Source organism: Bordetella tumulicola (assembly GCF_965138755.1).
Taxonomy (GTDB): Bacteria; Pseudomonadota; Gammaproteobacteria; order Burkholderiales; family Burkholderiaceae_B; genus Bordetella_A; species Bordetella_A tumulicola.
The window spans coordinates 123,773-148,901 of sequence record NZ_CBCSFP010000003.1 but is presented as its reverse complement, the minus strand read 5'-3'; the positions used below and the strand labels follow the sequence as shown (position 1 = coordinate 148,901).

At 59.6% G+C, this 25,129-nt stretch carries 22 protein-coding genes; 11 read left to right on the top strand and 11 right to left on the bottom strand.

Features of this window, described 5'->3' with window-relative positions:
* Nucleotides 1–4: 4 nt before the first annotated feature.
* Genes ACNAZS_RS10930 through trxB form a run of 3 tightly spaced genes read right to left on the bottom strand, consistent with a single transcriptional unit; the run spans nucleotide 5 to nucleotide 2,008 of the window.
* Nucleotides 5–334: a DMT family transporter gene (locus tag ACNAZS_RS10930; protein WP_415789160.1), complete on the bottom strand. Its 330-nt coding sequence runs from the start codon at nucleotides 332–334 to the stop codon at nucleotides 5–7.
* Nucleotides 331–1,062: a Smr/MutS family protein gene (locus ACNAZS_RS10925; RefSeq protein WP_415789158.1), complete on the bottom strand. Its 732-nt coding sequence runs from the start codon at nucleotides 1,060–1,062 to the stop codon at nucleotides 331–333. The genes ACNAZS_RS10930 and ACNAZS_RS10925 overlap by 4 nt, the downstream gene beginning before the upstream one ends.
* Nucleotides 1,052–2,008 (bottom strand): thioredoxin-disulfide reductase, encoded by a 957-nt coding sequence (gene trxB, locus ACNAZS_RS10920; RefSeq protein ID WP_415789156.1) that lies wholly within the window; start codon nucleotides 2,006–2,008, stop codon nucleotides 1,052–1,054. The genes ACNAZS_RS10925 and trxB overlap by 11 nt, the downstream gene beginning before the upstream one ends.
* A gap of 42 nt (nucleotides 2,009–2,050) precedes the next feature.
* On the opposite strand from trxB, the gene ACNAZS_RS10915 reads away from it, so the two are divergent.
* The 5 genes from ACNAZS_RS10915 (at nucleotide 2,051) to ACNAZS_RS10895 (ending at nucleotide 8,380) form a co-directional block, all read left to right on the top strand.
* Nucleotides 2,051–4,411: a DNA translocase FtsK gene (locus ACNAZS_RS10915; protein ID WP_415789154.1), complete on the top strand. Its 2,361-nt coding sequence runs from the start codon at nucleotides 2,051–2,053 to the stop codon at nucleotides 4,409–4,411.
* Nucleotides 4,411–5,058 carry an outer membrane lipoprotein chaperone LolA gene (gene lolA / locus ACNAZS_RS10910; RefSeq protein WP_415789152.1) on the top strand — a complete coding sequence of 216 codons (648 nt, stop codon included), beginning with the start codon at nucleotides 4,411–4,413 and terminating at the stop codon, nucleotides 5,056–5,058. The genes ACNAZS_RS10915 and lolA overlap by 1 nt, the downstream gene beginning before the upstream one ends.
* Nucleotides 5,059–5,124: 66 nt before the next feature.
* Nucleotides 5,125–6,465, top strand: coding sequence for a replication-associated recombination protein A (locus ACNAZS_RS10905; RefSeq protein WP_415789150.1), 1,341 nt, complete (start codon nucleotides 5,125–5,127; stop codon nucleotides 6,463–6,465).
* A 41-nt stretch (nucleotides 6,466–6,506) separates the two neighbouring features.
* On the top strand, nucleotides 6,507–7,856 hold the full coding sequence (serS, locus tag ACNAZS_RS10900) for a serine--tRNA ligase (protein WP_415789148.1): 1,350 nt from the start codon (nucleotides 6,507–6,509) through the stop codon (nucleotides 7,854–7,856).
* Nucleotides 7,857–8,131: 275 nt separating this feature from the next.
* A complete protein-coding gene (locus tag ACNAZS_RS10895) occupies nucleotides 8,132–8,380 on the top strand; it encodes a hypothetical protein (protein ID WP_415789146.1) in 249 nt (82 codons plus the stop codon).
* 205 nt (nucleotides 8,381–8,585) lie between these two features.
* On the opposite strand, the gene ACNAZS_RS10890 is transcribed toward ACNAZS_RS10895, so the two are convergent.
* Nucleotides 8,586–8,903, bottom strand: a complete 318-nt coding sequence (locus ACNAZS_RS10890; RefSeq protein ID WP_415789144.1) for a virulence factor — start codon at nucleotides 8,901–8,903, stop codon at nucleotides 8,586–8,588.
* Between the two features lie 278 nt (nucleotides 8,904–9,181).
* Between ACNAZS_RS10890 and ACNAZS_RS10885 the strand changes: the two genes are divergently transcribed.
* Entirely contained in the window at nucleotides 9,182–9,379 is a 198-nt protein-coding gene (locus ACNAZS_RS10885; protein WP_415789142.1) for a hypothetical protein, read from the top strand.
* Between the two features lie 42 nt (nucleotides 9,380–9,421).
* Here the strand turns inward: ACNAZS_RS10885 and ACNAZS_RS10880 are convergent, their stop codons facing one another.
* The 3 genes from ACNAZS_RS10880 to ACNAZS_RS10870 form a co-directional block, all read right to left on the bottom strand.
* Nucleotides 9,422–10,126, bottom strand: a complete 705-nt coding sequence (locus ACNAZS_RS10880; RefSeq protein WP_415789140.1) for a MarC family NAAT transporter — start codon at nucleotides 10,124–10,126, stop codon at nucleotides 9,422–9,424.
* A 183-nt stretch (nucleotides 10,127–10,309) separates the two neighbouring features.
* Nucleotides 10,310–11,710, bottom strand: a complete 1,401-nt coding sequence (locus ACNAZS_RS10875) for a sensor histidine kinase (protein ID WP_415789138.1) — start codon at nucleotides 11,708–11,710, stop codon at nucleotides 10,310–10,312.
* The gene (locus ACNAZS_RS10870; protein ID WP_415789136.1) at nucleotides 11,707–12,420 is read right to left on the bottom strand and encodes a response regulator transcription factor; all 714 of its coding nucleotides are present in this window, start codon (nucleotides 12,418–12,420) and stop codon (nucleotides 11,707–11,709) included. The genes ACNAZS_RS10875 and ACNAZS_RS10870 overlap by 4 nt, the downstream gene beginning before the upstream one ends.
* Before the next feature lie 157 nt (nucleotides 12,421–12,577).
* On the opposite strand from ACNAZS_RS10870, the gene ACNAZS_RS10865 reads away from it, so the two are divergent.
* Nucleotides 12,578–13,030 carry a MarR family transcriptional regulator gene (locus ACNAZS_RS10865; protein WP_415789638.1) on the top strand — a complete coding sequence of 151 codons (453 nt, stop codon included), beginning with the start codon at nucleotides 12,578–12,580 and terminating at the stop codon, nucleotides 13,028–13,030.
* Between the two features lie 176 nt (nucleotides 13,031–13,206).
* Here ACNAZS_RS10865 and ACNAZS_RS10860 read toward each other — a convergent pair whose 3' ends face one another.
* Together ACNAZS_RS10860 and ACNAZS_RS10855 are read right to left on the bottom strand one after the other, a co-directional pair.
* Entirely contained in the window at nucleotides 13,207–14,448 is a 1,242-nt protein-coding gene (locus ACNAZS_RS10860) for a Hint domain-containing protein (RefSeq protein WP_415789134.1), read from the bottom strand.
* A 192-nt stretch (nucleotides 14,449–14,640) separates the two neighbouring features.
* Nucleotides 14,641–15,867: a Hint domain-containing protein gene (locus tag ACNAZS_RS10855; RefSeq protein ID WP_415789132.1), complete on the bottom strand. Its 1,227-nt coding sequence runs from the start codon at nucleotides 15,865–15,867 to the stop codon at nucleotides 14,641–14,643.
* 866 nt (nucleotides 15,868–16,733) lie between these two features.
* On the opposite strand from ACNAZS_RS10855, the gene ACNAZS_RS10850 reads away from it, so the two are divergent.
* Nucleotides 16,734–17,987: a glycosyltransferase gene (locus tag ACNAZS_RS10850; RefSeq protein WP_415789130.1), complete on the top strand. Its 1,254-nt coding sequence runs from the start codon at nucleotides 16,734–16,736 to the stop codon at nucleotides 17,985–17,987.
* Nucleotides 17,988–18,001: 14 nt separating this feature from the next.
* On the opposite strand, the gene ACNAZS_RS10845 is transcribed toward ACNAZS_RS10850, so the two are convergent.
* On the bottom strand, nucleotides 18,002–20,116 hold the full coding sequence (locus ACNAZS_RS10845; protein WP_415789128.1) for a TonB-dependent receptor: 2,115 nt from the start codon (nucleotides 20,114–20,116) through the stop codon (nucleotides 18,002–18,004).
* Nucleotides 20,117–20,304: 188 nt separating this feature from the next.
* On the bottom strand, nucleotides 20,305–20,709 hold the full coding sequence (locus ACNAZS_RS10840) for a DUF2946 family protein (RefSeq protein ID WP_415789126.1): 405 nt from the start codon (nucleotides 20,707–20,709) through the stop codon (nucleotides 20,305–20,307).
* Nucleotides 20,710–20,917: 208 nt separating this feature from the next.
* On the opposite strand from ACNAZS_RS10840, the gene ACNAZS_RS10835 reads away from it, so the two are divergent.
* From ACNAZS_RS10835 to ACNAZS_RS10825, 3 genes are all read left to right on the top strand, one after another.
* Nucleotides 20,918–21,463 (top strand): sigma-70 family RNA polymerase sigma factor, encoded by a 546-nt coding sequence (locus ACNAZS_RS10835; RefSeq protein WP_415789124.1) that lies wholly within the window; start codon nucleotides 20,918–20,920, stop codon nucleotides 21,461–21,463.
* Between the two features lie 2 nt (nucleotides 21,464–21,465).
* Nucleotides 21,466–22,476 carry a FecR domain-containing protein gene (locus ACNAZS_RS10830; RefSeq protein WP_415789122.1) on the top strand — a complete coding sequence of 337 codons (1,011 nt, stop codon included), beginning with the start codon at nucleotides 21,466–21,468 and terminating at the stop codon, nucleotides 22,474–22,476.
* 189 nt (nucleotides 22,477–22,665) lie between these two features.
* Entirely contained in the window at nucleotides 22,666–25,122 is a 2,457-nt protein-coding gene (locus ACNAZS_RS10825; RefSeq protein ID WP_415789120.1) for a TonB-dependent siderophore receptor, read from the top strand.
* The last annotated feature ends 7 nt before the right edge of the window (nucleotides 25,123–25,129 follow it).

Sequence of the window (25,129 nt, the reverse complement as noted above, 5' to 3'; positions counted from 1 at the left end):
TCAATCAGTGGCTGATGGATTTCGAGAAGACGTTCATGACCACCACGCCGGCGATGATCAGCACGATACCCAGAATCGCGGGGGCGTCCAGATGTTGTTTAAAAAGCAGGGCGCCTACCAACGAAATCAAGACAATGCCTACGCCCGACCACACGGCATAGGCGATGCCAACCGGTATTTCACGCAGCGTCAGCGACAGGAAATAGAAAGACACGGCATAGCCCGTCACCGTAATGACTGACGGCAGCCAGCGAGTGAAACCCTCGGCGCTCTTGAGCGCGCTCGTGGCCAGGATTTCGGCGACGATGGCAATCCCCAGGTAGACCCATTTCACGTGTTTCGAACTCCTGTTTGGCGCAGTAAAACCAGCAACGCGCCGGCTCCGCCTTCGCGTTCGGGCGCTTGAGAGAACGCCATGACCTCGGACTTCTGGACCAGCCAGGTGCGCACCTTGTCTTTGAGTACGGGCTCCAGGCCTTGCGAGCCGTAGCCCTTGCCGTGCACGATGCGTACGCACCGGATGCTGTTCTCCAGGCATTCGTCCAGAAAGGACAGCACAGCGTGGCGGGCTTGTTCGACTCGCAGGCCGTGTAGATCCAGTTCGGCGCCGGCCGGCCATTGGCCCCGGCGCAGATTGCGGGCGGTATCGGGCGCGGTGTCGGCGCGTACAAAGGCCGTGCCGCTCTCGGAAAGCAGATGCGCAACTTCTCCGCCATCAGAGACGCCGGCATCGGCGCGGGTCGAGGTTTCTCCCGTGGCGGCGGCGCGACGCATGGCGACGGCGAGACTGATGGAGGCGGGCCCCGATGCGACGGGGCCGCGCTGTGCGGCGGACCGCGCTTTGTCTGGCGCGGGCACGCGTCGTCCGGTTTGTTTCAAGGGGGTGACGGCCAGCATCGCGCGGCGAAACGCGGCGGGATCATCGGCCTCTGTCGAGGCCGTGGCCTTTGCTGTGGCCTTCGGCTGTGCGATCCGCGCGGCTTGCTCGGTGCTCGCACGGTTTTGTTGTGCGACTTGGTGCAAGCGTTTCAGGTCAGTCAGCCCCTTTTTGTTACTCTGCATTCTCCAGCCATCGCTGTGAGTCCAGCGCAGCCATGCAGCCCGTGCCGGCGCTGGTGATGGCTTGGCGATAGACGTGATCCTGGACGTCGCCGGCGGCAAACACACCCGGTACCGAGGTCATGGTGGCCATGCCCGACAGACCGCTCTTGGTGATGATGTAGCCGTCCTTCATGTCGAGTTGTCCCTCGAAAATCCCGGTGTTGGGCTGGTGGCCGATCGCGATGAATGCGCCCATGACCTCCAGGTCCTCGGTTTCGCCGGTCTCGGTGTGACGAATGCGTACGCCTGTCACGCCACTGTCGTCACCCAGCACCTCGTCCAGGGTATAGAAAAGCTTGAGCTCCATATTGCCGTTGGCGACCTTGTCCATCATCTTGTCGACCAGAATAGGCTCGGCGCGGAATTTGTCGCGGCGATGAATGACCGTGACCTTGCGGCAGATATTGGACAGATACAGGGCCTCTTCGACGGCAGTATTGCCACCGCCGACGACGACGACGTCCTTGTTGCGATAGAAAAACCCATCGCAGGTCGCGCAGCCGGAGACGCCGCGGCCCATGAAGGTTTCTTCGGAGGGCAGGCCCAGATATTTGGCCGAAGCGCCCGTCGCGATGATGAGGGCATCGCAGGTATAGGCATTGCCCGTATCGCCCGTCAGCGTAAAGGGACGCTGGGACAAGTCCACCTTGGCGATATGGTCAAAAATCATCTCGGTATCAAAGCGCTCGGCGTGCTGCTGAAAGCGCTGCATCAGGTCGGGACCCTGTACGCCCGCGGCATCTGCTGGCCAGTTATCGACATCGGTAGTGGTCATTAATTGACCGCCTTGGGCCAGTCCCGTAACAAGAACCGGGGCCAAATTAGCCCGTGCGGCATAGACGGCAGCGGTGTAACCAGCCGGGCCGGATCCTAGTATCAAAACTTTAGCGTGTTTGGGCGTGGACATAGGTCAGTATCTTTAGATGGATGCCCAATTATAATGAGGCATATGCCACGTATTTCAACTGCCTCTCCGCGCGCCTCGCGCAACACCCGTAACGGCCCTTCGCCGCTGCAAACGCGTATCTCCGCTTTGCTTCGCGAAGCACGCTGGATACTGTTTGCCGCTATGGCGGCCTGGTTGACGCTGGTGCTGGCCACTTGGTCTCCATCAGACCCTGGTTGGTCGCATTCCGTTACCAATGGCGTCATCCACAATCAAGGAGGCACCCTCGGGGCATCCTTGTCGGACATCTTGCTGTACCTGTTCGGCTATTCCGCCTGGTGGTGGGTCATATTGCTGTTGCATCGCGTACGGGCAGGCTATCGCCGTTTGGCGAGTCAGTTACGTGCGGATAACAAGCAGCCCGAGGTCCTGCCACGCGTTCACTGGGAAGAAGGCATCGGTTTCTTCCTGGTGCTGATCGGCTCTCTTGGTATCGAGGCATTGCGCCTGTATAGCTGGGGCATGCATTTGCCCGGCGGCACCGACGGCGCGAGCGGCGCGGGCGGCGTCATCGGCCAGATGCTGGCCGGGGTCTTGGCGCAGAGCCTGGGCTTTACGGGCGGCACCCTCGTGTTACTGGTGCTGTTGGCGATCGGCCTGAGCTTGTTCTTCTCATTCTCGTGGTTGCAGGTGGCCGAGCGCGTCGGGGCCTGGGTAGAGGGCCTGGCACGACGGGTGCGCGATTCGTACACGGCCCGTCAGGATCGCAAGGTCGGAGAGGTCGCCAAGGCCGTGCGTACCGAGCAGGTCGAGGCCAAGCACGAAAAGCTGACGCACGAGCAACCCGTACGCATCGAACCCGCCATTACCGTGGTGCCGCGCTCTGATCGTGTCGAAAAAGAAAAGCAGCAAACCCTGTTTGCGCCGCCGGCAGGCGAGGGCGATTTGCCCGCAATCAGTCTGCTCGATGCACCTGCACAGAGTCTGGAAACCGTATCGGCCGAAACCATCGAGTTCACCTCGCGCCTGATCGAAAAGAAACTAGCTGATTTCGGGGTGAATGTGACCGTTGTCGCGGCACAGGCCGGCCCGGTGATTACGCGATACGAAATTGAGCCTGCTACCGGGGTCAAGGGCAGCCAGATCGTCAATCTGGCCAAGGATCTGGCGCGCGCGCTCAGTCTGGTCAGTATTCGCGTGGTGGAAACCATCCCTGGCAAAAACCTGATGGGCCTAGAGTTGCCCAATCCGCGTCGCCAGATGGTCAAGCTCTCCGAAATCCTCGGGTCGCAGACCTATCACGCCAGCCATTCCGTGGTGACCATGGCGCTGGGCAAGGATATCGCCGGTAACCCCGTGGTGGCCGATCTGGCCAAAATGCCTCACTTGCTGGTGGCGGGGACGACCGGTTCGGGTAAGTCGGTGGGGATCAACGCCATGATCCTGTCGCTGCTGTATAAGGCCGACGCCGCCTCGACGCGCCTGATCCTCATCGATCCCAAGATGCTCGAAATGAGCGTCTACGAAGGCATTCCCCATCTGTTGGCGCCGGTCGTCACCGATATGCGCCATGCCGCCAATGCACTGAACTGGTGCGTGGGCGAAATGGAAAAACGCTATCGCCTGATGAGCAAAATGGGCGTGCGTAATCTGGCGGGTTACAACGCCAAGATCCACGACGCGATCAAGCGCGAGCAACCCATCCCCAATCCGTTCTCGTTGACGCCCGATCAGCCCGAACCCCTGTCGCCGTTGCCCACGATTGTGGTGGTGATCGACGAATTGGCCGACCTGATGATGGTGGTGGGCAAAAAAATCGAAGAGCTCATCGCGCGCCTGGCACAAAAAGCCCGAGCGGCCGGCATCCATTTGATTCTTGCCACACAGCGTCCCAGCGTCGATGTCATCACCGGCCTGATCAAGGCCAACATTCCCACGCGTATCGCCTTCCAGGTATCGTCGAAAATCGACTCGCGCACCATCCTGGATCAAATGGGGGCGGAAACCCTGCTCGGACAAGGCGACATGTTGTATATGCCATCGGGCTCCGGTCTGCCCGTGCGGGTGCACGGCGCGTTCGTGCACGATGACGAAGTCCACCGTGTCGTTAATCACCTGAAGTCACAGGGCGAGCCCAACTACATCGAAGGCCTGCTCGAAGGGGCCCTCGAAGGCGAGACCGGCGATGGCGTAAGCAGCGTCACGGGAATGGCCGATGCCGAAAGCGACCCCATGTACGACCAGGCGTGCGAGGTCGTGCTCAAGCATCGTCGCGCCTCGATTTCACTGGTGCAGCGTCATCTGCGAATTGGTTACAACCGTGCAGCCCGGTTACTCGAGCAAATGGAGCAATCGGGTATGGTGTCGGCAATGCAATCCAACGGCAACCGGGAAATCCTGGTGCCGTCCAAAGAGGAAGCCTGATGCCCGGTTTACGTCGTTCCTGGACCGCCGCCATCGCGACGGCCACCACGGCCGCGCTATTGGCGCTGAGCCCTCTGGCAGCCCTGGCTGCTGATGCACGAACACAACTCAAGGCCTTCGTTGCCGAGGTCCACAGTGCGACAGGCAAGTTCACCCAAGCCACCACAGGGCCACAGGGGACAACGCAGCGCGCCCAGAGCGGGACTTTCGCCTTTCAGCGTCCCGGCAAATTCAAGTGGGCCGTCAGCCAGCCGTACGAGCAGTTGGTGGTGTCTGATGGGCAACAGTTGTATCAATACGACCCTGATCTGGCGCAGGTCACGACACGGCAGGTGGATCAGGCCATTGGTACGTCACCCGCTGCCATTTTGTTTGGTTCCGGCGATCTGGAGCAGGCCTTTGATGTGACGGCGCTGCCCGCTCGCGATGGCCTCGAATGGTTGCGAGCCAAGCCCCGCACGGCGGATGCCGGCTTTGCCCAGGTCGATATCGGGCTGAACAAGAATCTGCCCGTACGGGTCGAGTTGCTCGATGCATTTGGACAGACCACTCGTGTCGAGCTCTCCGGCATTCAGTCAAACCCGTCGTTGTCCGCTGACGAATTCCGTTTCACCCCGCCGGCGGGCGTCGACGTCGTCAAGATGTAGCGTGCCGCCGCGTCATGGTGTAATGCTTGTTTTGGCCGCAAAGCGGCCCGCTGTGATTTCGCCGCCATGAGCAACGATCTGTTTGCCGCCGATCCCGCGCACCGGCCCTATGTTCCACTGGCCGAGCGTCTGCGGCCGCGCACCCTTTCCGATGTTGTTGGTCAGTCGCACCTGCTGGGGCCCGATAAGCCGCTGCGCGTCGCCTTTGAGTCCGGCCGTCCGCATTCGATGATTTTCTGGGGGCCACCAGGCGTGGGCAAGACCACGCTGGCCCGGCTGATGGCCGATAGCTTTGATGCGCAATTCATCGCGATTTCCGCGGTATTGGGGGGCGTCAAGGACATCCGCGATGCCGTGGTCACCGCCCAGGTTGCCCAAGGCCAGGGGCGCCGCACCATCCTGTTTGTCGACGAGGTGCATCGATTCAACAAGGCGCAGCAGGACGCGTTTCTTCCCTATGTCGAAAGCGGTCTGTTTACCTTTATCGGCGCGACCACCGAGAATCCGTCGTTCGAGGTCAACTCGGCCCTGCTGTCCCGCGCACGCGTTTACGTGCTGCAATCCCTTAACGCCGAGGAACTGCAGCAACTGCTTGATCGCGCGATCCTGGCGCTCAACGATGGGCACGAAGACTCAGCCGCGGTGCGCATTACACCTGACGCGCGCGAGCAGCTCGCTGCCTGGGCCGATGGCGATGCGCGCCGTCTCATCAGTGCCGTCGAAGTTGTCGCCGAGTCCGCCCAGGCAGCGGGTCGTGACCAAATCGATGCCGAGTGGCTGGAAACATCGCTTTCGCAGAATCTGCGTCGCTTTGACAAGGGCGGCGATGCGTTTTACGACCAGATCAGCGCCTTGCACAAAGCCGTGCGCGGCTCCAGTCCCGACGCCGCGCTGTATTGGTTTTCGCGCATGCTCGACGGCGGCGCCGATCCGAAATATCTGTCGCGCCGATTGGTGCGCATGGCGATCGAAGACATCGGTTTAGCCGACCCGCGCGCGACCGAGCTGGCGGTGCATGGCGCCGACATCTACGAACGCCTGGGTTCGCCCGAGGGTGAGCTCGCCCTGGCGCAAGCCGTGGTCTATATGGCCTGCGCCGCGAAATCCAACGCGGTGTACAACGCCTACAATGCGGCTCGCAAGTTCGCCGCAGAACATGGCAGCGCGCCCGTGCCGCTGCATCTGCGTAACGCGCCTACAAAATTGATGAAACAGCTCGGCCACGGCCACGCCTATCGTTATGCCCATGACGAGCCGCATGCCTATGCCGCTGCAGAAGACTATTTCCCCGATGGCGTGAAAGCTTCCTTCTACCGGCCAACCGATCGCGGCCTAGAGGCTAAAATCCAGCAAAAGCTGGCGTTTCTGCGTGAGTTAGATGCTCAGGAACGCGCCAAGCAACGATAGCCGTTGCGCCACCATTCTTTTCAACCTTACTCCTGCCGCCCATGCTAGACCCGATACTGCTGCGCAAAGATCTGCAAACCGTCGTAGACCGCCTCAAAACCCGTGGCGTCGAATTCGATACGCAACGGTTCAACGAGCTGGAGTCCCGCCGCAAGGCCGTTCAAACGGAAACCGAAACCCTGCAGGCACGCCGCAACGCATTAGCCAAACAAATTGGCCAGCTCAAGGCAAAAGGCGAGGATGCCTCTGCTGTCCTGGCAGAGTCGCAGGCGATTCCTGTCCAACTCAAGCAACTCGAAGACGATCTTACGGTCGTGCAACAGTCGCTCAGCGAGTGGCTGATGGCCATTCCGAACCTGCCCCACGAGAGCGTGCCCACGGGCGGCTCGGCCGACGACAACGTCGAAGTTCGTCGTTGGTTGCCCGGCCAGCCCGCCGCCGATGGCAATCCGCCACCGTTGGCATTCGAGCCCAAAGATCATGTGGCGCTCGGCGAGCCGCTGGGCCTGGACTTTGATTTGGCCGCCAAATTGTCCGGCGCGCGTTTCTCGTTCATGCGGGGTCCGATCGCTCGTTTGCATCGCGCGCTGGCGCAGTTCATGCTGGATCTGCAGACCGGTCAGCATGGCTACACCGAGTGCTATACCCCTTACATCGTGAATAGCTCCACGCTGTTTGGCACCGGCCAACTGCCCAAATTCAAGGACGACATGTTTTTTGTCTCCAAGGGCGGCGAAGACGATGATCCCAAGGTACTGGACGATCGCGGCAACGAAGTTGTCCGCGAAGACCAATACCTGATCTCCACCTCGGAGATCACGCTGACCAGCACCGTGCGCGACACCATCGTGGCTGGCGCCGATCTGCCGATACGCCTGACGGCGCATACGCCGTGCTTTCGTTCCGAAGCGGGCAGCGGGGGGCGCGACACGCGCGGCATGATTCGCCAGCACCAGTTCGACAAGGTCGAAATGGTGCAGATCACCCATCCCGATGCCTCGTACCAGGCACTGGACGAAATGGTGGGGCATGCCGAGCGCGTGCTGCAATTGCTCGAGCTGCCTTATCGGGTCGTGCTGCTGTGTACCGGCGACATGGGCTTTGGCGCGGCCAAGACCTATGACCTCGAGGTGTGGCTGCCCGCCCAGAATACCTGGCGCGAAATCTCCTCGGTCTCGAATTGCGAAACCTTCCAGGCACGCCGCATGCAGGCACGTTTCCGTGTTGGCCAGGGCAAGCCGGAGTACCTGCATACGCTCAATGGCTCTGGCCTGGCGGTAGGGCGTGCCTTGGTCGCGGTGCTGGAAAACCACCAGCAGGCCGATGGCAGCATTGTCGTGCCGAAGGTATTGCAACCGTACATGGGTGGTTTGACCATTCTGCAACCCTGATCTCGCCAAGGCCCGTTGCTGCTTCATTCAAGGCATAGACGGGCCGTCATTGCCTGCCTTACCCAGGCATCGTCAATTAGCGAATTTGCATATAACTATTTCGCTGATCGATTGCCACATCGTTGTCGCATTTTCCCGTTATCCTTCGAATCATTCTCTGATCTTTGATGTCAGTAAATGTGATCCACTAAAATAGGGTCGCATCTTTAGGGCACAATATGCCCGACCCGATATAAGCGGGTATTGTTATCAACGGTTAGGGGGAGGTAATAAAGATGAGTTCCAGGATGATCGGTGATTTTCGTGTACGTTGCGACATCGTTGAAGACGATGGGCAAGGCTTCAAGGTACGAGTCTGGACTCGCCGCATTGGAGGCAACGCACCTGAGAAGAGCTGGCTTGTACCGGGCCAGTCGCCGTTCCCAACCCGCACCGAAGCCGAGCAGGGCAGCCTGCAAATCTTCGAGGGCATCAACGGAGTGCGATTCAATGGTGAACCAGAGTTCGCGCACGCGTCCGCATAATGGCTGGTGGCGTGCCCCCAGTACCCCGCGGCGCTTGCCTAGCAAGCCCACACCGGTCACGGACCGGCCGGCAAACTAAATCAAGGCGGCATTGCGTCGCCGTATAGACGCCGGTGGCATTTTCCATCCGGCATCACACCAATAAAAAAGGGCGACCCTGTCAGGGCCGCCTTTTTGCCTTTTTGTCTAGGCACCGAACGACGCTTTAATCATCGTGGTAGCGATGGCCGCGATGGTGTCTGCGGTGGTGATGATGTCTGTGCTTGTGTCCCTTCCAATGTTTGTGACCCTTCCAGTGGTGGCGGTCGCCGTAGTAATAGCGCGGACCGGATCTTACATAATAGGGACGGTGGTACACCATCGGGGGCGGTGCAACATAGACCGGTTCTGGTACTACGTATACGGGAGCCGGATAGACCACGCCAGGAATCCCGATAGAGACGCCGATGTCGACGCGTGCCATGGCGGCGCTCGAGATCAGCAGCCCCGCGGCGCTGATACCGGCAATAAACCATTTTTTCATGTGCACCTGCCTGCTGCACAAAGCAGCTGAGTTGATAGGACGGTTCTATTTTCGGTGTTTTCGGCAGCTAGAGCATGACCGTACCCGCCGCAATAGCGACAATCCGCAACACGCCAGCCGAGCGGATAAATGAAAATGCTGTGGTGCAGCAATCAATTTGCCACTGACCGTCAGAGGGGGCGCAGAATTTGTGTAATCGACTGAAATTTGGTGGATTTCCGCTTGCTTCAGTGCGGCGGTTACACTCGTACACCAAGGTTTGTCGATATACTGAGCCTATGGAACCGAAACTTCACGATCTCAAGCCGGGTTACTACTGGTACACCATCAAGGAAGACCCTTTGGCGGTCATCCATATTCATGATGATGGTGGCGCCACCTTGATGGGCACCGAATACCGGATGCACGCCCAAGACGTTGCCGACATGGTTCAGCAGGGCGAACGCTTTTTCTGGATCGAGCCTCCGGCACTGTAGCCACACACGGGTGCCTACCGCGCGGGTGGCCTGTGTCGGCCCTTAGACCGGCATGGATTTTCCCGCGAGCTCGAAAATCCCGTTAATGACAAACTGCACACCCATGCAGATCAGCAAAAAGCCCATCACGCGCGATACGGCATCAATGCCCGATTGACCGAGAAACCGGTTAATGCGCTCGGCGCTGCGCATGCAGATCCAGAAAATCCCGGCGACGAGTACGGCGACGGTGATTACCGCCAACTGCGCGCTGATCTGCAATCCGTGCGTACTGTGTATGGTCGTCGCGTTGCTGATGATCAGTGCAATCGTGCCGGGGCCCGCGGTGCCTGGCAGAGCCAGCGGAATAAATGAAATATCACGAGGTGGTGGCCGGCGCGGTCCGTGTGGCGCGTCGACATGAACACGCGGCTCGTCCGGCGCCATCTCGATTTGGGCCGAGGCTTCGCTCTGGCTGGTCGCCGGAAACAGCATGCCAAAGCCGATATAAGCCACGATCAGGCCCCCCGCGATACGGAGCCCGGGGATCGATATGCCGAACCCCGACATGATGGCGTTACCCGCGTAAAAGCACACCAGGATGATGCCCAGTACATACAGCGTAGCGCGGTCGACCTGGCGATTGCGCTCTTCGTGCGTATAGTCCTTGCCTAGCGCCAGCAATAGCGTGACGCTGGTCAATGGATTGGCAACGGGTAATAGCGTGAACAACCCCAGTCCGACTAGCTTCAGAAAATCCAATAGCAAGCGATATCTCCAGAAAAGGACTACAGGCCGGGTGTGAACACAGGATGCTAAGCAGGAAACCTATTAAGCCGTGATTTCCTCAGCGCAGCAACGCCTCAGAACAGAAATCCAGAGCATCGTAGCACTGTCGCGACGAGAAATGACGGTCATCGTCGTCTCGTTCGTGTTGGTGGCGCAGCGCGCTTATTGGCTATCCATGTTGGCATCTAACCCTGACGGAAAGAGCAACTGCACACGTAGTCCCGGTTCGGCATTGCTTAGCGTCATTTGACCTCCATGCAGTCGGACGATCGCCTTGACGGTTGCCAACCCCAGCCCGTGGCCCGGAACCTGTCGATGGGCGCGATAGAAGCGCTCGCCGATACGTTCGATTTTGCCGGGTGGAATACCCGGCCCGTTATCAGTGACCGTCAGTAGGGTTTCTTTTGTGGTTTGCGCCGTTTCGATATGGATGCGTGCGTCGTCGCCGGCGTACTTCAGTGCGTTGTCCACCAGCGTGGCGATCGCGCCGGCCAACAGGTCCGGGTCACCCCGCAACGGCGCATCTCCGTGATTCTGAAGGGTCAGTTGTGCCTGCTGTTCCTCGGCCACCGCTTCATACAAGTCGACGACGTCTTGTGCGATCGCGTCCAGGCGCACCGATTCAAAGCGCCTGCGTCGTGCGCCGGACTCTAACTCGGCGATCTGCAAAAGTTTTTCCGAAACTTTAACGAGATCCTCCAGCTCGGCCGATAAACGATCAACGTTTGCACGAATGTCTTGTCGTGGCGCAGTGTCCCAATCCATCGTACGCAGCCGCATCAGCATCCGCGTCAACGGCGTGCGCAAATGATGCGCCACCGAGTCCGAGACATTGCGTACGCCGTGCATGAGCCGCTCGATACGATCCAGCATACCGTTGATGTCGCTCGATAGCAGCGCAAATTCATCTTGCCGTGGATGTGCCGGGATGCGTTGTCCAAGCTTGCCTGCGCCGACTTGGTTCGCGGTACGTCGAATGATCTCTACGCGTCGTTGCAGTACGCGGCGAAACAGGACCGCCCCCAGTAACACCAGCAGGGCAATGACGCCGGTGGCGGCCAGGCTGACATTCCGAATCAATTCGGTCAGATCGTAAAGGTCTCGCAAGTCGTGACCGATAATCAGCGTGGAGCCATCCCGCAGCTTGCGTGCGACCAGATAGCCATGAGCGGGTTGGCCCCGCAACAGTACCGAACGCATGACGCCGCTGCCGCTGAGCGGCGCGTCAATAGGATCCCACGCGATATTGCCCGCCAACATCCGGCCGACGGGGTCCAGCAGCATGAACATTTCCGTATCCGTATTCACGTGATCCGCCATTTCCAGCGAGATCTCGCGCGTCAGCCCGGCAAGCCCGCCTTGTTCGAAATGCGCGTTCATGCGCTGGGCCGTCATCTGTACCTGACGAGAAAACTGTGACTCCAGAATTTTGACGCTCTGGTAATGCACAAACATCAATGACAACAACGACGTCAGCAACGCCAGGATGCTGTAGTTGAGTGTCAGGCGAAAAGCCACCGAGCTCCAGATGCCGCTTAGCATCCGACGCAGGCGTTGAATCATGGCTGGCCTTGTTTGCCAGCGTCGGCTTGCGGTTGCGCGGCCAGTCGATACCCGACGCCGCGTACCGTATGAATCAATGGCGTATCCGCCTCGCCATCGATTTTCTGGCGTAATCGGCTGATGTGTACGTCGATAACGTTGGTTTGCGGGTCATAGTGATAGCCCCATACCGTGGCCAACAACATCGTGCGTGTCAGAACTTGGCCCGCATTGTTCATCATGTAGGCCAGTAACTTGTACTCGCGTGGTTGCAGCGTGATGGTTCTGCCGCCGCGTGTCACGTGCCCGCTGACCAGATCCAGCGACAAGTCTGCGACGGTTAATTGACGCTGCTCGTACTGCGGAGAGGCGCGGCGGATCAGCGCCTCGACGCGCGCCGCGAGCTCCGGAAAGGCAAAGGGCTTGGTCAGGTAGTCGTCGCCGCCCGCCTTCAGGCCGCGCACGCGTTCGTCCAAGGCAGTCAGCGCGCTTAGCACCAGTACCGGTGTTTTCTTGCCCAGCGCTCGCAACGACCACAAAATCGACAGTCCATCCACGTCGTTGGGCAACATGCGGTCCAGGATAATGGCGTCCCAATGGTCGGTCGTCGCACGTTGCAAAGCCGTCGGGCCGTCCATGCTGATGACCGGGTCATAACCCAGCTCTTTCAGCCCGTTGGCGATATAGCGGGCATTGTCGGCGTCGTCTTCGACAATCAGGCAGCGCCACATAGTCATCCCCCAAAAAATAGGCCAACCCTGTAGCGGCGAATTCTAACGTACGCGAGAGCGGACGCCTGTCGACATGCGTAGCGATAGCCAACATTGCCGATTGTTAATGATTTCGTAATGCCCATAATGCGCGAGCGTGCGTACCATGATTAACGCCATGGACGCCGTCATACTCCCTACACCCTCTACCGCTCATTCATCCGGTCAGCGCGCTGCGCTGCAGCCGTCGGATTTCGCTATGCTGGCGGACTTTCGTTATGAGTTGCGCCGATTCGCGCTGTTTAGCGAGATCGAGGCGCATGCCCAGGGGCTGGCGCCTCAACAGCATCAGGCCCTGTTGGCGATCAAAGGCCAGCTCTTGGCGCCCACCGTTACCGAGCTGGCACAGCGGCTATGCATCAAATCCCATAGCGCGACTGAACTGGTCAACCGCCTCGTACAAATGAATATGTTGACCCGCCAGGCTGATCCGAATGACGGCCGTCGCGCGCTGTTGCACCTGACACCGCTGGCCGAGCGTACCTTGGAATCACTGTCATCCGTCCATCAGGAGCAGTTGCAAAACATCCGCCCCTTGTTGGTGGAGCTGCTGGGGAAATTCAGCAAATAGGTGTTTTGAGGGCGCTGGATAGACGTCTCTGCTGCGCGATCCCAATACGCTGTCGTGCCTCGAGGGCGCCAGCCGTAGAATGCAAGCTTCCCACGCAAATATCGGATATCGGTACAGGGTGGGAAGCCGGTTTCCATTCATAGCGGCGCCACAGGCGCCGCTTAGCGTGATGCCGATCAGCCGTAGGCGATCACCGGCTGCGCGTCCTGCTCTTGTTGCAGTTGCTCGGCGCGAGCGGCATACATGCTTTGCAGACGCTCGACTTCAGGGCCTTTACGCAGCGCGACAAAGCCCGGGCGATCCGCGCGACGACGCTGGCGATCTTCCGGACGCAGTGTCGTGACGTCGGCATTCTGGAAGTAGTCGCGGTTGCCACCGTCGGCCCACGACTCGGACATCAGGCCATGAGCGCTGATCACGTCGAACTGATCGAGTTCAACGTGAAAATATTCATAGCTGACGTGGTGCGTTTCTTGATAGATCGTCTTGCCGTTGACCAGGTCTTGCGTGCGGACCAGCTTGCCTTCGACCAGGACATGGTGCCCGGGCGAAACCACGATGTCCTTGCTGGGGACGTTATCGGCGATCGCGTCACGCACTATGCGAATAGGCATGTGTTCAGCACGGCGATCGGGGGCGATCTGTTTGGTGAATGTCTTGCGAAAACCGACCCATTTGACCGTGCGCTCGCCGGATTGACCAATGACGGTATCGCCCGGGACGAGATCCTCGACGGCGACTTCGCCTTTCGCTGTCTGAATCAGGGTGCCACGCAGAAAGCACACTGGTGAGATGAATTCGCCAAAACCGGTGTTGCTGCCGCCATGTAAAAAAATTATCTCTTCGTAGTCGTCTTGCGTCAGACCATGGATCTCGAATGCCACGGTTTCCTGACTGCCACCCGAGCCGCCGTAGGTCAAGGTGGCTACGCTCCTCGTAGCATCGTACTCAAAAGAGCCGTTCGTACGCGATTCCACCCAAATCGCATCGCCCTGACTAAGGTTGGTCACCTCGAATACTGTCGTTTCTTCTTCTGGTCCCGACTCACCCGGGGCGTAGAGGAATGTGCCACCGCCTTCGCCAGTGAAATCAATCGATTGTGGCCCAACGAAGCCAGCCTGGCTGAGAGAGCCATTAAGGGTCATCTCGGAGCCGTCGCCAACCTCGTAGTTGATGCCGTCCAAGCCGAAGAGATTGGCCTGCCCAATATTGACCGTCAAGTTTCCGTCATTGATAAGAGCAAAGGTGGGCGTGCCTGCTGCTGCTGCGTCCGGATCGATATCAGCGATTGCATTGACATTGTCCACGGTCAACGTGTTGCTGCCCAGCCCAGTCAGCTCCAACGTATCGCCGGCGTTTAAGTCGCCTTGATCGACTGTGTAATCGTCCGCACTAATATCAACGGGAATAACCGCCATGACGTTCTCCGAGATGAGCGTTAAGAAAATTTAGTAAAGCATAACCACAGAAAATGACGAGGATTTAACCATCGCGGTAAAAAATATCGAATCGTAAAACGCAAAACTTCCCGCCAGATACCGTATCCGGTATCTGGCGGGAAGTCAGCTCCTAGCAATAGCGGCGCCACTGGCGCCGCCTAGCGTGGACGATCAGCCGTAGGCAATCATCGGCTGTGCTTCTTGCTCTTGTTGCAGTTGCTCAGCGCGAGCGGCATACACGCTTTGCAGACGCACGACCTCAGGGCCTTTACGCAGGGCGACAAAGCCCGGACGATCGGCACGGCGACGTTGGCGATCTTCCGGACGCAGTGCCGCCACGTCGGCATTCTGGAAGTAGTCGCGGTTGCCACCATCGGCCCAAGACTCGGACATCAGGCCATGGGCGCTGATGACGTCGAACTGGTCGAGCTCAACGTGGAAATACTCATAGCTGATGTGATGCGTTTCTTGGTAGATCGTCTTGCCGTTGACCAGGTCTTGAGCGCGAACCAGCTTGCCTTCGACCAGGACATGGTGTCCGGGCGAAACCACGATGTCTTTGCTGGGGACGTTCTCGGCAATCGCGTCACGCACAATGCGGATGGGCATGTGCTCGGCACGGCGATCAGCGGGGATCTGCTTGGTGAACGTCTTGCGGAAACCGACCCACTTGACGGTACGCTCGCCGGATTGGCCGATCACGATATCGCCAGCAACGAGGTCTTCGACGGCCACTTCGCCTTTGGTCGTTTCGATCATGGTGCCACGCAGGAAGCACACCGGCGAAACGAACTCGCCGAAACCGCTGTTGCTGCCACCATTATCAGCAATGATGGCGTCGTAGTCTGCTTGACTCAGATTCTGGATATCGAACGTCACGGTTGTGGCGCCGAGCAGCCCGCCGGGGTAGGTCAAGGTGCCGGTGCTCGACTCAGCATCATAAGTAAATGTGCCGTTGGTTCGCGTTCCTACTGCAATCGAATCGCCAACTCCGAGGTTGGTCACCGCGAATGTCGGGGCACCTAGTGTGCCCGGATTGTAGGCAAATGCACCACCGTCACCGGTGAAATCGATCGATTGCGAACTAACCAAGCCGACCGCAAGGGTAGGGCCATTGACGGTTACGGAACCATCGCCAACTGCATAATTGACGCTGGACAGCGCGCTGAGATCTGCCAATCCGGAGTCGATCGTCAAGCTTCCGCCATTGATGACAGCGTAAGTGGGCGTCGCTCCTGCGCTTACGCCCGCAACACTCTCGATCGTAGCGTTTACACCGTCCACCGTCAGGGTGTGAGACCCAAGCGCGGTGATGTCGATGGTGTTGGAAGCGTCGGGCGCGTTCGTGGAGTCGATTGTTTGATCAGAGTTACCCAGATCGAGGTCGATAAGAGCCATGCTAGTTCTCCAAGGATAAGAAGCAAAACGTTCTAGCGTGCCGGCGGGGGAGGGACCCACCTTGCCGGTTGCTAGCTAAGAAAATTTCTGTAGTAAATGACCAGATTGTGCTAGGCGCAAAAACTCTCGCTATCGAATCGATAGCATCAAATCATTCAAAGCAAGGGGGCGTGCGGGAGGATTTGCGGAACTGCAAAAGAGAACTGCAGGGCGCGTGCAACAACGACATCATCTTTCTCCCATAAGGAAAGCTTGGCGTCTTACAGATGGGAAACAGCATCCCGGATTTAGTAACTCAAAAACACGTAACACGACGAGACTTGAGTGGTTCCGTCGAATCGTATCTATCAAAGTTCCTGTTGTGATTTCTAATTGTAAATTATATGACGTTGTTGACTTAAAGCTTAACGATAAATAATGCATGTAACTCTAAGTTAAAAATAATTAAATTCCGCTAAATGCTTGTTCCGAATCAAAGAAATTATAGTTACATTATAAATAATAAGTTACTATATTCGAGCGAAAATTTGGTTTTCTTGCACCAAGTGACACTTTTTTTACTCGTTATCGTTTCGATATGTTGCGCTGCAGCGTTAGTTTTGTTGTCTCACAAAGTTCGTTAGTTACGATGGTGTTATGACTGGACATATTTGTAGGGACACGGTTTCTTTTTTCTTGTTATCAGCGAGCGGCCGTAATGAATTGTGCGGGCCGCAACTGTTCGATTCGTCGGTACGACATTTTTGTGGAATGCTATGGGCTAGCCCGTCCCGGTATAGGGGCGGGCAACGACACGTGGCGGCTATCCTGACCTGTTTGGCGGCCGGCACTGAATAAAATCACTTAGAGTCTGTTGTTGGCAAACTATGGCATTTGGAATCGTTAATTCCCGCGTTTATAGCAATCCATATCAAAAATTGCTGTATAGGTCGATCGGTTCCAGATACAGGATTGCATCAGGCTCTATCGCCACGTCTATTGGGCAACTGAATCGACTCGGGAAGTCCATCCACCACATTCACTGGGAAGAAGCGCTTTTCGCAAAGTGCGAATCTGCATCCCAGGCTGGCAAGCTGCGTCGGGATTACATCGCCCGACTCAAGCACTATGTCGATCTGGGTGGCAAGGTCGTATGGACGGTCCATAACATCAAGCCGCACGAGTGGCGGTTCACCGGCACGTTTCTGTCATTACGCAAGGATCTCGCCGCGCTATCGAGTCTTATCCTGGTTCACAACCAACATGCGATGTCGATGTTGCAGGAGCAAATCGGGTTGACTGATTTGTCCAAGATGCGTGTCCTGGCGCATCCGACCTATTTCGACGTTTACGAGCCTGCCGAGAAAACGATTGAACTTGCCGGGCAGCCGCCGGCGCATCCGCGGACGTTGCTGTACTTTGGCTTGGTGCGTGCGTACAAAGGCATCCCCGAAATGCTGCGCAAGCTGCCTCATGACTTCATGGTCAAGCACGACTTGGCGCTGCGGATTTGTGGCAACCCGATTCGGGCGGAATCTTTTCTGGATGATTTGTTGGCGCAATGCGAGGCGCGTCCCGAGATCGAGTGTCGCTTGGCGTCCGTCCCTGCGCCCGAGGTGGCGGACCTATTGCGGTCTTGCGCGGGGTTGGTTTTGCCTTATCACAAGGTACTGACGTCGGGCGTGGCGGTCCTGTCGTTGACCCTGGGGGTGCCGACCGTAGCCCCTAGAACGCCCACCATGGAAGAGCTCTTTCCGGAGTCGTCACATCATTTGTTGTTCAACCCACGCTCGTCCAATGACTTGCGTCGCGCCGTATTGGCGCTGGCGAACATGTCTCCTGAAATGCGGATGCGGATTTCGCAGGACTATCTCGAGCGGGCACAGGCTTGTCACCCCAGAATCATCAGTCGCAGGCTCGGTGCAATTTACGACAAGCTACTGGGGATAAAGCCCAACAAAAAGCCGGCGGCGGGCGGCAACGCCAAGCCGGCAGCGCAGATTGCGGCACCCCCGGCCGCGGCCAGCCAAGCGACAGACGCTCATCAAGGTGAGCGTCTGCAACCGCAATCGCAACCGAAGCCGCAACCGCAACCGAAGCCTAAGCCGCAATCGCAACCGAAGCCGCAACCGCAACCGTAGTCGCAGCCCCGGCTTTAGAACCGATGATTGAGTGTTAGCTCAAACCGGCGGCCCGGTCCGTACAGCCATTGCGTGTCTGTGTAGTAGGCCGTCGTGAAGTACGCGCGGTCGAAAATGTTATAGCCGCGGGCGGTAATGGTAGTGTCGCGGTTCACGTCCCACCGCACGGCCAGGTCGGTGGTGGTGTACGAGGGGAGCTCAAGCGTGTTGGCGTTATCGGCGTAGCGCTTGCCCACATAGCGCAGGCCCCCCATGACTGTCCAGCCGGGTTGAAAATTCCAGCTTAGCCATAGGTTGGCCAGGCGCTGCGGCACGTTGGGCGGGACTTGGCCCGCGCGAGACACTGCCGCGCCACCGTCGGATTCCGTGAAATCGTCGTATTTGGCCCGCAAAATGGCTGCGTTGGCTTCGACCTTCCAGCCGGGCGCAAATGCGAGCGCCATCGAGGCCTCGAGCCCCCGCGAGGATTGTTCACCGATCTGCACGCGCAGATCAGGGTCGGTCGCGTCTCGAGACAGCAGGTTGGATTTGCGTATGTGATAGGCAGCCAGTGTCCATTCGCCTCGGTTGTCCCAGAATGCCTGTTTCAGGCCGACCTCGATCTGTTTGCCTTTGGACATATCGAACCCGGCATTGGCCGGGCTGAGCATCAGCAGGCCGCTCACGGGGTCGGCCGCTTCGGCGTATTGCGCGTATACCGCCAGGTCCGGGGTGACGTCGTAGACCGTGCCGATGCGCCAACCCACGTCAGAATAGGTTGTCGACAGCGCGCGTTCGTTGGCAACCAGATCGTCACGCGTCACTTTGGCATGGTCATAGCGCAGGCCGGCGACGACAGACCATTTGTTTGTCAGTGCCAGCCTGTCCTCGATGAACAGGGCGAACTGGTCGGCCTCGTTGCGATAGCGCGGAATGTTGGGCACGTCGCTGTTGAATCGGCCGGGATCCGGGTCATACGGATCGACCGGCCCGGAACTGCCTGCGTAGGTATTGTTGATATGCTTGAAACGCGCGTGGTTCACGTCAAAACCCAGCGACACCGTGTTGTCCAACCCTGCCAGCGTCCCCTTGAAGGCCGCATCCATGGTCAGGCCGGTCTGCGTCTGGTCGTGCGTGATCTGCGTATTGTCCGAACGGTCGATCAGGCCGGTATCGGGGTTATAGACATAGCGCTCGGCATTGCGCCAGTCGCGGTCGCTTTGCACGTGGTAGAGGCGTGCGCGCAAGGTTGTCGCGTCATTGGGGGTCCAGACGGTATCCAATTGGGTCCACTGATCGCGAAAGCGCATGAAGCTATCACTGACGTTGTAGTTCTTTTTGCGGATCGCCTCGTTTTGTTCGCCATCGATCAGTGGCGTACCGAAATATCGCATGGGGCGCTGATAGCCGTACGCGTAGCTGAGCGTGAAATTCAGATCGGATGTTGCGTCCCATCGCAAGGCGCCCGAGAACGTGGCGTCGCCCGACTGGCCCTGGTCCACCCAGCCATCGGTATAGTTTCCGCTTAAATCCAGCCGATAGGAAAGCGTGTCGCTCAGTGAGCCACCGCTGCCCAAGCCTAATCGTGCGGTGTCCTGCGTACCGATGGTGGCCTGTATCTCGTTTTCAATCGGCCCGTGCGTCGGATGCTTGGGGATCACATTGACGACGCCACCGATCGCGCCGTCGCCGTAGATCACCGAGGCCGGTCCGCGTAACACCTCGATGCGCTCGACCGACCACGTGTCGAACGGAAACGTCACGCCCACGCCGCCGTATTGGCGCAGCCCGTCATACAGTCGCATGACCGAGGTGCTATCGGTGAACCCGCGAACTGACAATGCACTATTGCCATTGCCAGGATGGGTCATGGCCGAAAAGCCGCTCGCACGAGTGATGGCGTCGGTGACACTGATATCACCACGCTCCTCGATCTGTTCACGCGTGATGATATCGACGCTGGCAGGCGTCTCCATCAGTGTGAGTCCAAGATTGGAACCCGTAGTGGCCTCGGTCGCGAGGGCTGTTTCGGGCCCTGCAAAAACCGTAATGGGGGCTAGCGTAGCGGGGGCGGGTTGCGCGGCGGTATTGAATGCGGCCAGGACGAGGGGAATGCCCAGGTAGGGGCCTGAACGAATAATGGTCAACATGCTCTCTCTTCAGTAGCTTCTGTCTGGGTCTGGCATCGACGTAGGGCACGATGGCAGATCCGGGGCGAAGAGAGGCGGGGCGTGGTCGTAGACCGGGCGCGATCACGCCAGGTCTGTACCCATTACGTTGCGGATGAACCCACCTGCTCTTCGCGGTCGTGGGCGGCGCAATAGACGCCGCTGTCGGATCAGGCAGATAGAGAAGGCGGTGCGCGTGAGCCTAGCGGCGGCCCAAGCGGGGGCAGTGCCGGTGCCGCGTGATAGACCGCAATGTCAGGCACCGTGCGGGCCTGTGCGGCGGAAAGCACCGGGGCAAGAATTGTCTCTGGCAATACGACATGTGCCGCCAGGGCGCCAAAGGCGCAGGTGTCTGCCGGGACGTGCTTGTCGTCGGATTGCTCTGGCACATCAAGCGTGATGTTCAGGGAACCCGCGGCGCTACACAGCGCGAGGGTGAAGTTGGATGTCGACGGCGCTGCCATGAACCCGTTGGGAATGACGGCGCGAAGCACAAAGGCGGCCAGGGCCAAGCAGATCAGGATCCGCCAGGGCAGGCCACGAGGCTGGTTCGTAGAATCCCGGATTCTAGGCATGCGGCGGATTTTAGTACACAAAGCCTCGGGTATTGTTGGGATATGGCTCCGGCCAGCGTCCAGTGTCTGTGGCAGGTGCGTAGCGATCGTCGCGCGGGTCCGTCTCGCACGACAGGCATTGCTCGAAGCCAGCGACTTCAGTTATAAACAATAATTATTCCTATTTCTATTGGGCTCGGCTTGTTTGCTGCGCCAGGGTTTTCGTCCGATGTCTGTCGCCATGCCTCCTGTGCACTCAGATTTGTGCGCGCTATATCGCGATCATCACGGTTGGCTGCAGGGATGGCTGCGGCGCCGGTTGGGTAATGCGGCAGACGCCGCCGATCTTGCGCATGACGCCTTCCTGCGCCTGATCCAAAGGCCGGCGCCCGATGGCTTTGCCACCGCGGGCGCCGCGCGGGCTTATTTGCGCGCCATGGCGCAAGGGCTATGCACGGATCTTTGGCGGCGGCGGGAAGTAGAGCAGGCCTGGCTGGAAAGCCTTGCCGCCCAGCCTGTCGCCTACGCGTCTTCCCCGGAGCAGCAGGCGCTGGTCATCGAAACCCTACTGGAGGTCGGCGAGTGGCTCGGTCGCCTGCCGGAAAGGGCGCGCACGGCCTTCATTCAGGCTCAGATACATGGGCTTTCCACACGGGAGATCGCCGATCACATGGGCGTGTCCGTACGCATGGTGCAGAAGTACCTGGCTCGGGCCATGCTGCATCTCGCGTTGATCGACGCCGGGTTGGCCTCTTCCAGTGTCGATAGGGGCTAGTGATGACCGCGTCGCCTCGCCCGATTTTTGCGCAAGACCTCCCGGTGCAAGCAGATTATGAAAGCCTGAAAGTGGCGGCTGAGTGGTATGCGGTCTTGCAGGATACCGAGGCCGACTCCCGGCAGCGTGCCGCCTGGCAGCATTGGCTGGATGCGCGGCCGGAACATCGCCGCGCCTGGGCGCACGTGGAGGCTGTCAGCCGGCGCTTTACGCTGCTGCGTAATGACGGCGAGCGCGAAGCCGCGGAGAAAGCGGTACAGGTCGCCTCCCGTCGCGTACCGTCGCGGCGCCAGGCTGCCGGCCGTATCCTGGCGTTGGGTGGCGTGGGCATCATGGGCTGGCTGGCCTGGCGGCACACGCCTTTGCCAGCCGTCGTGACCGCTTGGCGGTCCGACTATGCCACCGGCATTGGCGAACAACGCGACATCGTCCTGGCCGACGAGACCCGCGTCTGGCTCAACACCCGCAGCGCCATCGACGTTCATTTCAGCCAGGATCAGCGCCTATTGACGTTGGCCGACGGCGAAATCCTGGTCGAAACCGGCAAGGACGCCCGGCAACGACCTTTCTTCGTCGATACCCGCTACGGCCGGTTGCAGGCGTTGGGTACCCGTTTCACGGTAAGGCAGTCGGACGATGATGTCCTGTTGGCGGTTTATGACGGGCAAGTGCGCATCCAGAATCTTGCCGGCCGCGTGGCGCTCGTGCGTGCCGGGGAACAAACACGTTACACCGCCGACGCCATCTCCATGGCCAACCCGGCTGATCCCGCGCGACAAGCCTGGTCTCGCGGCGTGATCCTGGCGGAGAACCTGCCCCTCGTCGATCTCATCGCGGAACTGGGTCGCTATCACGCCGGATATACCGGTGTCGATCCCCGCGTCGCCGACCTGCGTGTCGTCGGCCGTTATCCGGCCAACGACAGGGATCGCACGCTGGCCATGCTCGAACGGGACCTGCCGATACGTGTCCAGCGCACGCTGCCGTGGTGGGTGACGCTCGAGCCCAGGTAAGCACGTTCCCGAAAAGAATTTCACGCCACGGTTCGTTTTTTCTCTGCTCGTTCGATTAACAGGGGAAGAGGACCCCGTGGATCCGTGCCGAGTCCATACGGCAAAACCCGTCCGTGACGGCCGGCGATATCCCATGGCTGCAAGCGGTGGACCTCTTCTTGCCCACCCTCATTCCAAGGAAAGCGTTCCATGCGCCGCCTGCCGCAACCTGCCCACCCGGGACTGTCCTTCTCTCTATTGCCGCGCCCTGCCGCCGTGGGCCGCGTGGCGCGCAAGGCTCTGTTGGGCGCGATTCTGATGACAGGCGCGGGTGTCGTCTCGGTCCATGCGCAAGCCGCCGGACGTGCCGCAGCAACCGTCCCTATCCACGCCTACGACGTCCCCGCCGGCTCTCTGGCGGGTGCATTGAGCCGCTTTGCCGACCAGGCCAATATTCTTCTCAGCGTGCCCGCGACCATGACGGCCGGTAAAACCAGCCCCGGCGTACGCGGGGCATATACCGTCGACGGTGCGTTCCGGGTGCTGCTCGATAGCACCGGCCTGGAGGCCGTGCGCCAGGCCGACGGCGGCTACTCGCTGCGCACGGCGCTCACGTCTGCTGCAGCGACTTTGCCCGCCGTGTTGGTCACTGCCTCAACCGCGGCGGCCGACGAGCCCTACCCAGGCGGTGAGGTAACGCGCGGCGCCAGACTTGGTCTGCTCGGAGATAGGGATTTTCTCGACACGCCCTTCAGCGTGACCTCGTACACGTCCACGCTGATCGAGAACCAGCAGGCGCAGAACATTGGCGACGTTCTGGTCAATGACCCTTCGGTGCGCAATACGTATTCGCGTGGCGCGGGGCGTGACGAGTTCAACATCCGCGGCTTCACGCTGTTCAATTACGACGTTGCCTACAACGGCCTCTACGGCATCTCCCCGCGCAACGCCACCTCGCTGATCGGCATCGAGCGCGTCGAGGTACTGCGAGGGCCCAACGCGCTACTCAATGGCATGGCGCCGTTCGGCTCGGTCGGCGGCTCGATCAACCTGGAGCCCAAGCGTGCCGGCGCCGATCCCTTGAACCGTGTGACGCTGTCTTATATCGAGAATAGCCAGTTCGCCCTGCAGGCGGATATCGCGCGGCGGTTCGGCGAAGACCAGCGCACCGGCGTGCGTCTGAATGTGCTGGGCGGTGGTGGCGATATGAATATCTCTGGTGCCGGCGAGGATATGGGCGCCTTCGCGCTTGGCCTGGACTATCGCGGCGATCGCTTTCGCATCGAGGGCGACATCAATTACCAGAATCGCACGACCGACGCGCGCAGCGGGCTGCTATTTCCCCCCTCTTCGGGCGAGGACATCGGTCATGCGCCGGATCCGGAGCGCAACTTCTTTCCCGACTGGACATATTGGAAGGCGAAGGAGTGGACCGGCGACGTGCGGGCTGAATATGACTTCTCCGACGACTGGACGGTGTACGGCGCGCTGGGCGCGCGCCAGCACGATTTTGAAAGCCTGCAGACCACTTGGCTGATGCTCGATTCGGCCGGCACGATAGGCTCAGTCCCTGCGCGCCTGAACGAAAAACTGTGGAGCAAGACGGGCGAGGTCGGCATACGCGGTCGTTTCGATACCGGCCCGATCAAACACGAGCCCGTGCTGTCGGCCAGCTTTCTCGATATCGACTATTCGTCGGCGCGCGTGCGTTCTTCCACCACGGTGTTCTCCGACCTGTACGACCCCGCGGATCTGGCCAAACCGTCCATCGCCAAGCCCCATGATTTAGGCAAGACCAGCGAGACGCGACTGTACAGCGTTGCGCTGGCCGACACGCTGTCGGCGATGGACGGCGCGGTGCAACTGACCGTTGGCTTGCGCCAGCAACGCGTGCAATCGGTGAACTACAACCCGGCAACCGGCGAGCGCTTATCGGACTATGGTAAATCCGCCGTCACGCCGGCGGTCGCACTGACGGTGAAGCCAACCCGGCAATTGGCACTGTATGGCAACTACATCGAAGGCCTGAGCCAGGGCGGCACCGCACCGGCCGAGGCCGTGAACGCCGGTGAGACCTTCAAGCCGGACGTATCGAAGCAGTTTGAGGTCGGCGTCAAGTACGACTTTGGCACTGTGGCGACCACCTTGAGCGCGTTCCAGATCGAGCAGTCCAGCGCCTATCTGGACCCGGTTACGCTGCGTTATCAGGCCGCGGGTAGGCAGCGCAACCGAGGTCTGGAATTCCTGGTGCAGGGCGAGCCGATGCGACACGTGCGGCTCTTGGGTGGCGTGGCCTACACCGCTGGCGTCCTGACCAAGACGGAAGGTGGCGTGAACGACGGCCGCGTCGCACCCGCCGTGCCGCGCTGGCAGTTCAACGCCTCGGCGGAGTGGGATACCCCTTTCGCGCAAGGCCTGACCTTGACGGCGCGCATGCTGCATACCAGCACACAGTATGTCGACGCGGCAAACACGCAAGAACTGCCGAGCTGGACTCGCTTTGATGTGGGCGCGCGCTATGCGACCAACATCAACGGTACGCCGGTGACCTTGCGGGCGATGGTGGAGAACGTGTTCAACAAACAGTACTGGCAGTCGGCCGCGCGTGAAGGCCTGACGGTGGCCGCGCCGCGCACGATTCTGCTGTCCGTCACTGCGGAGTTCTAGTGCGGCG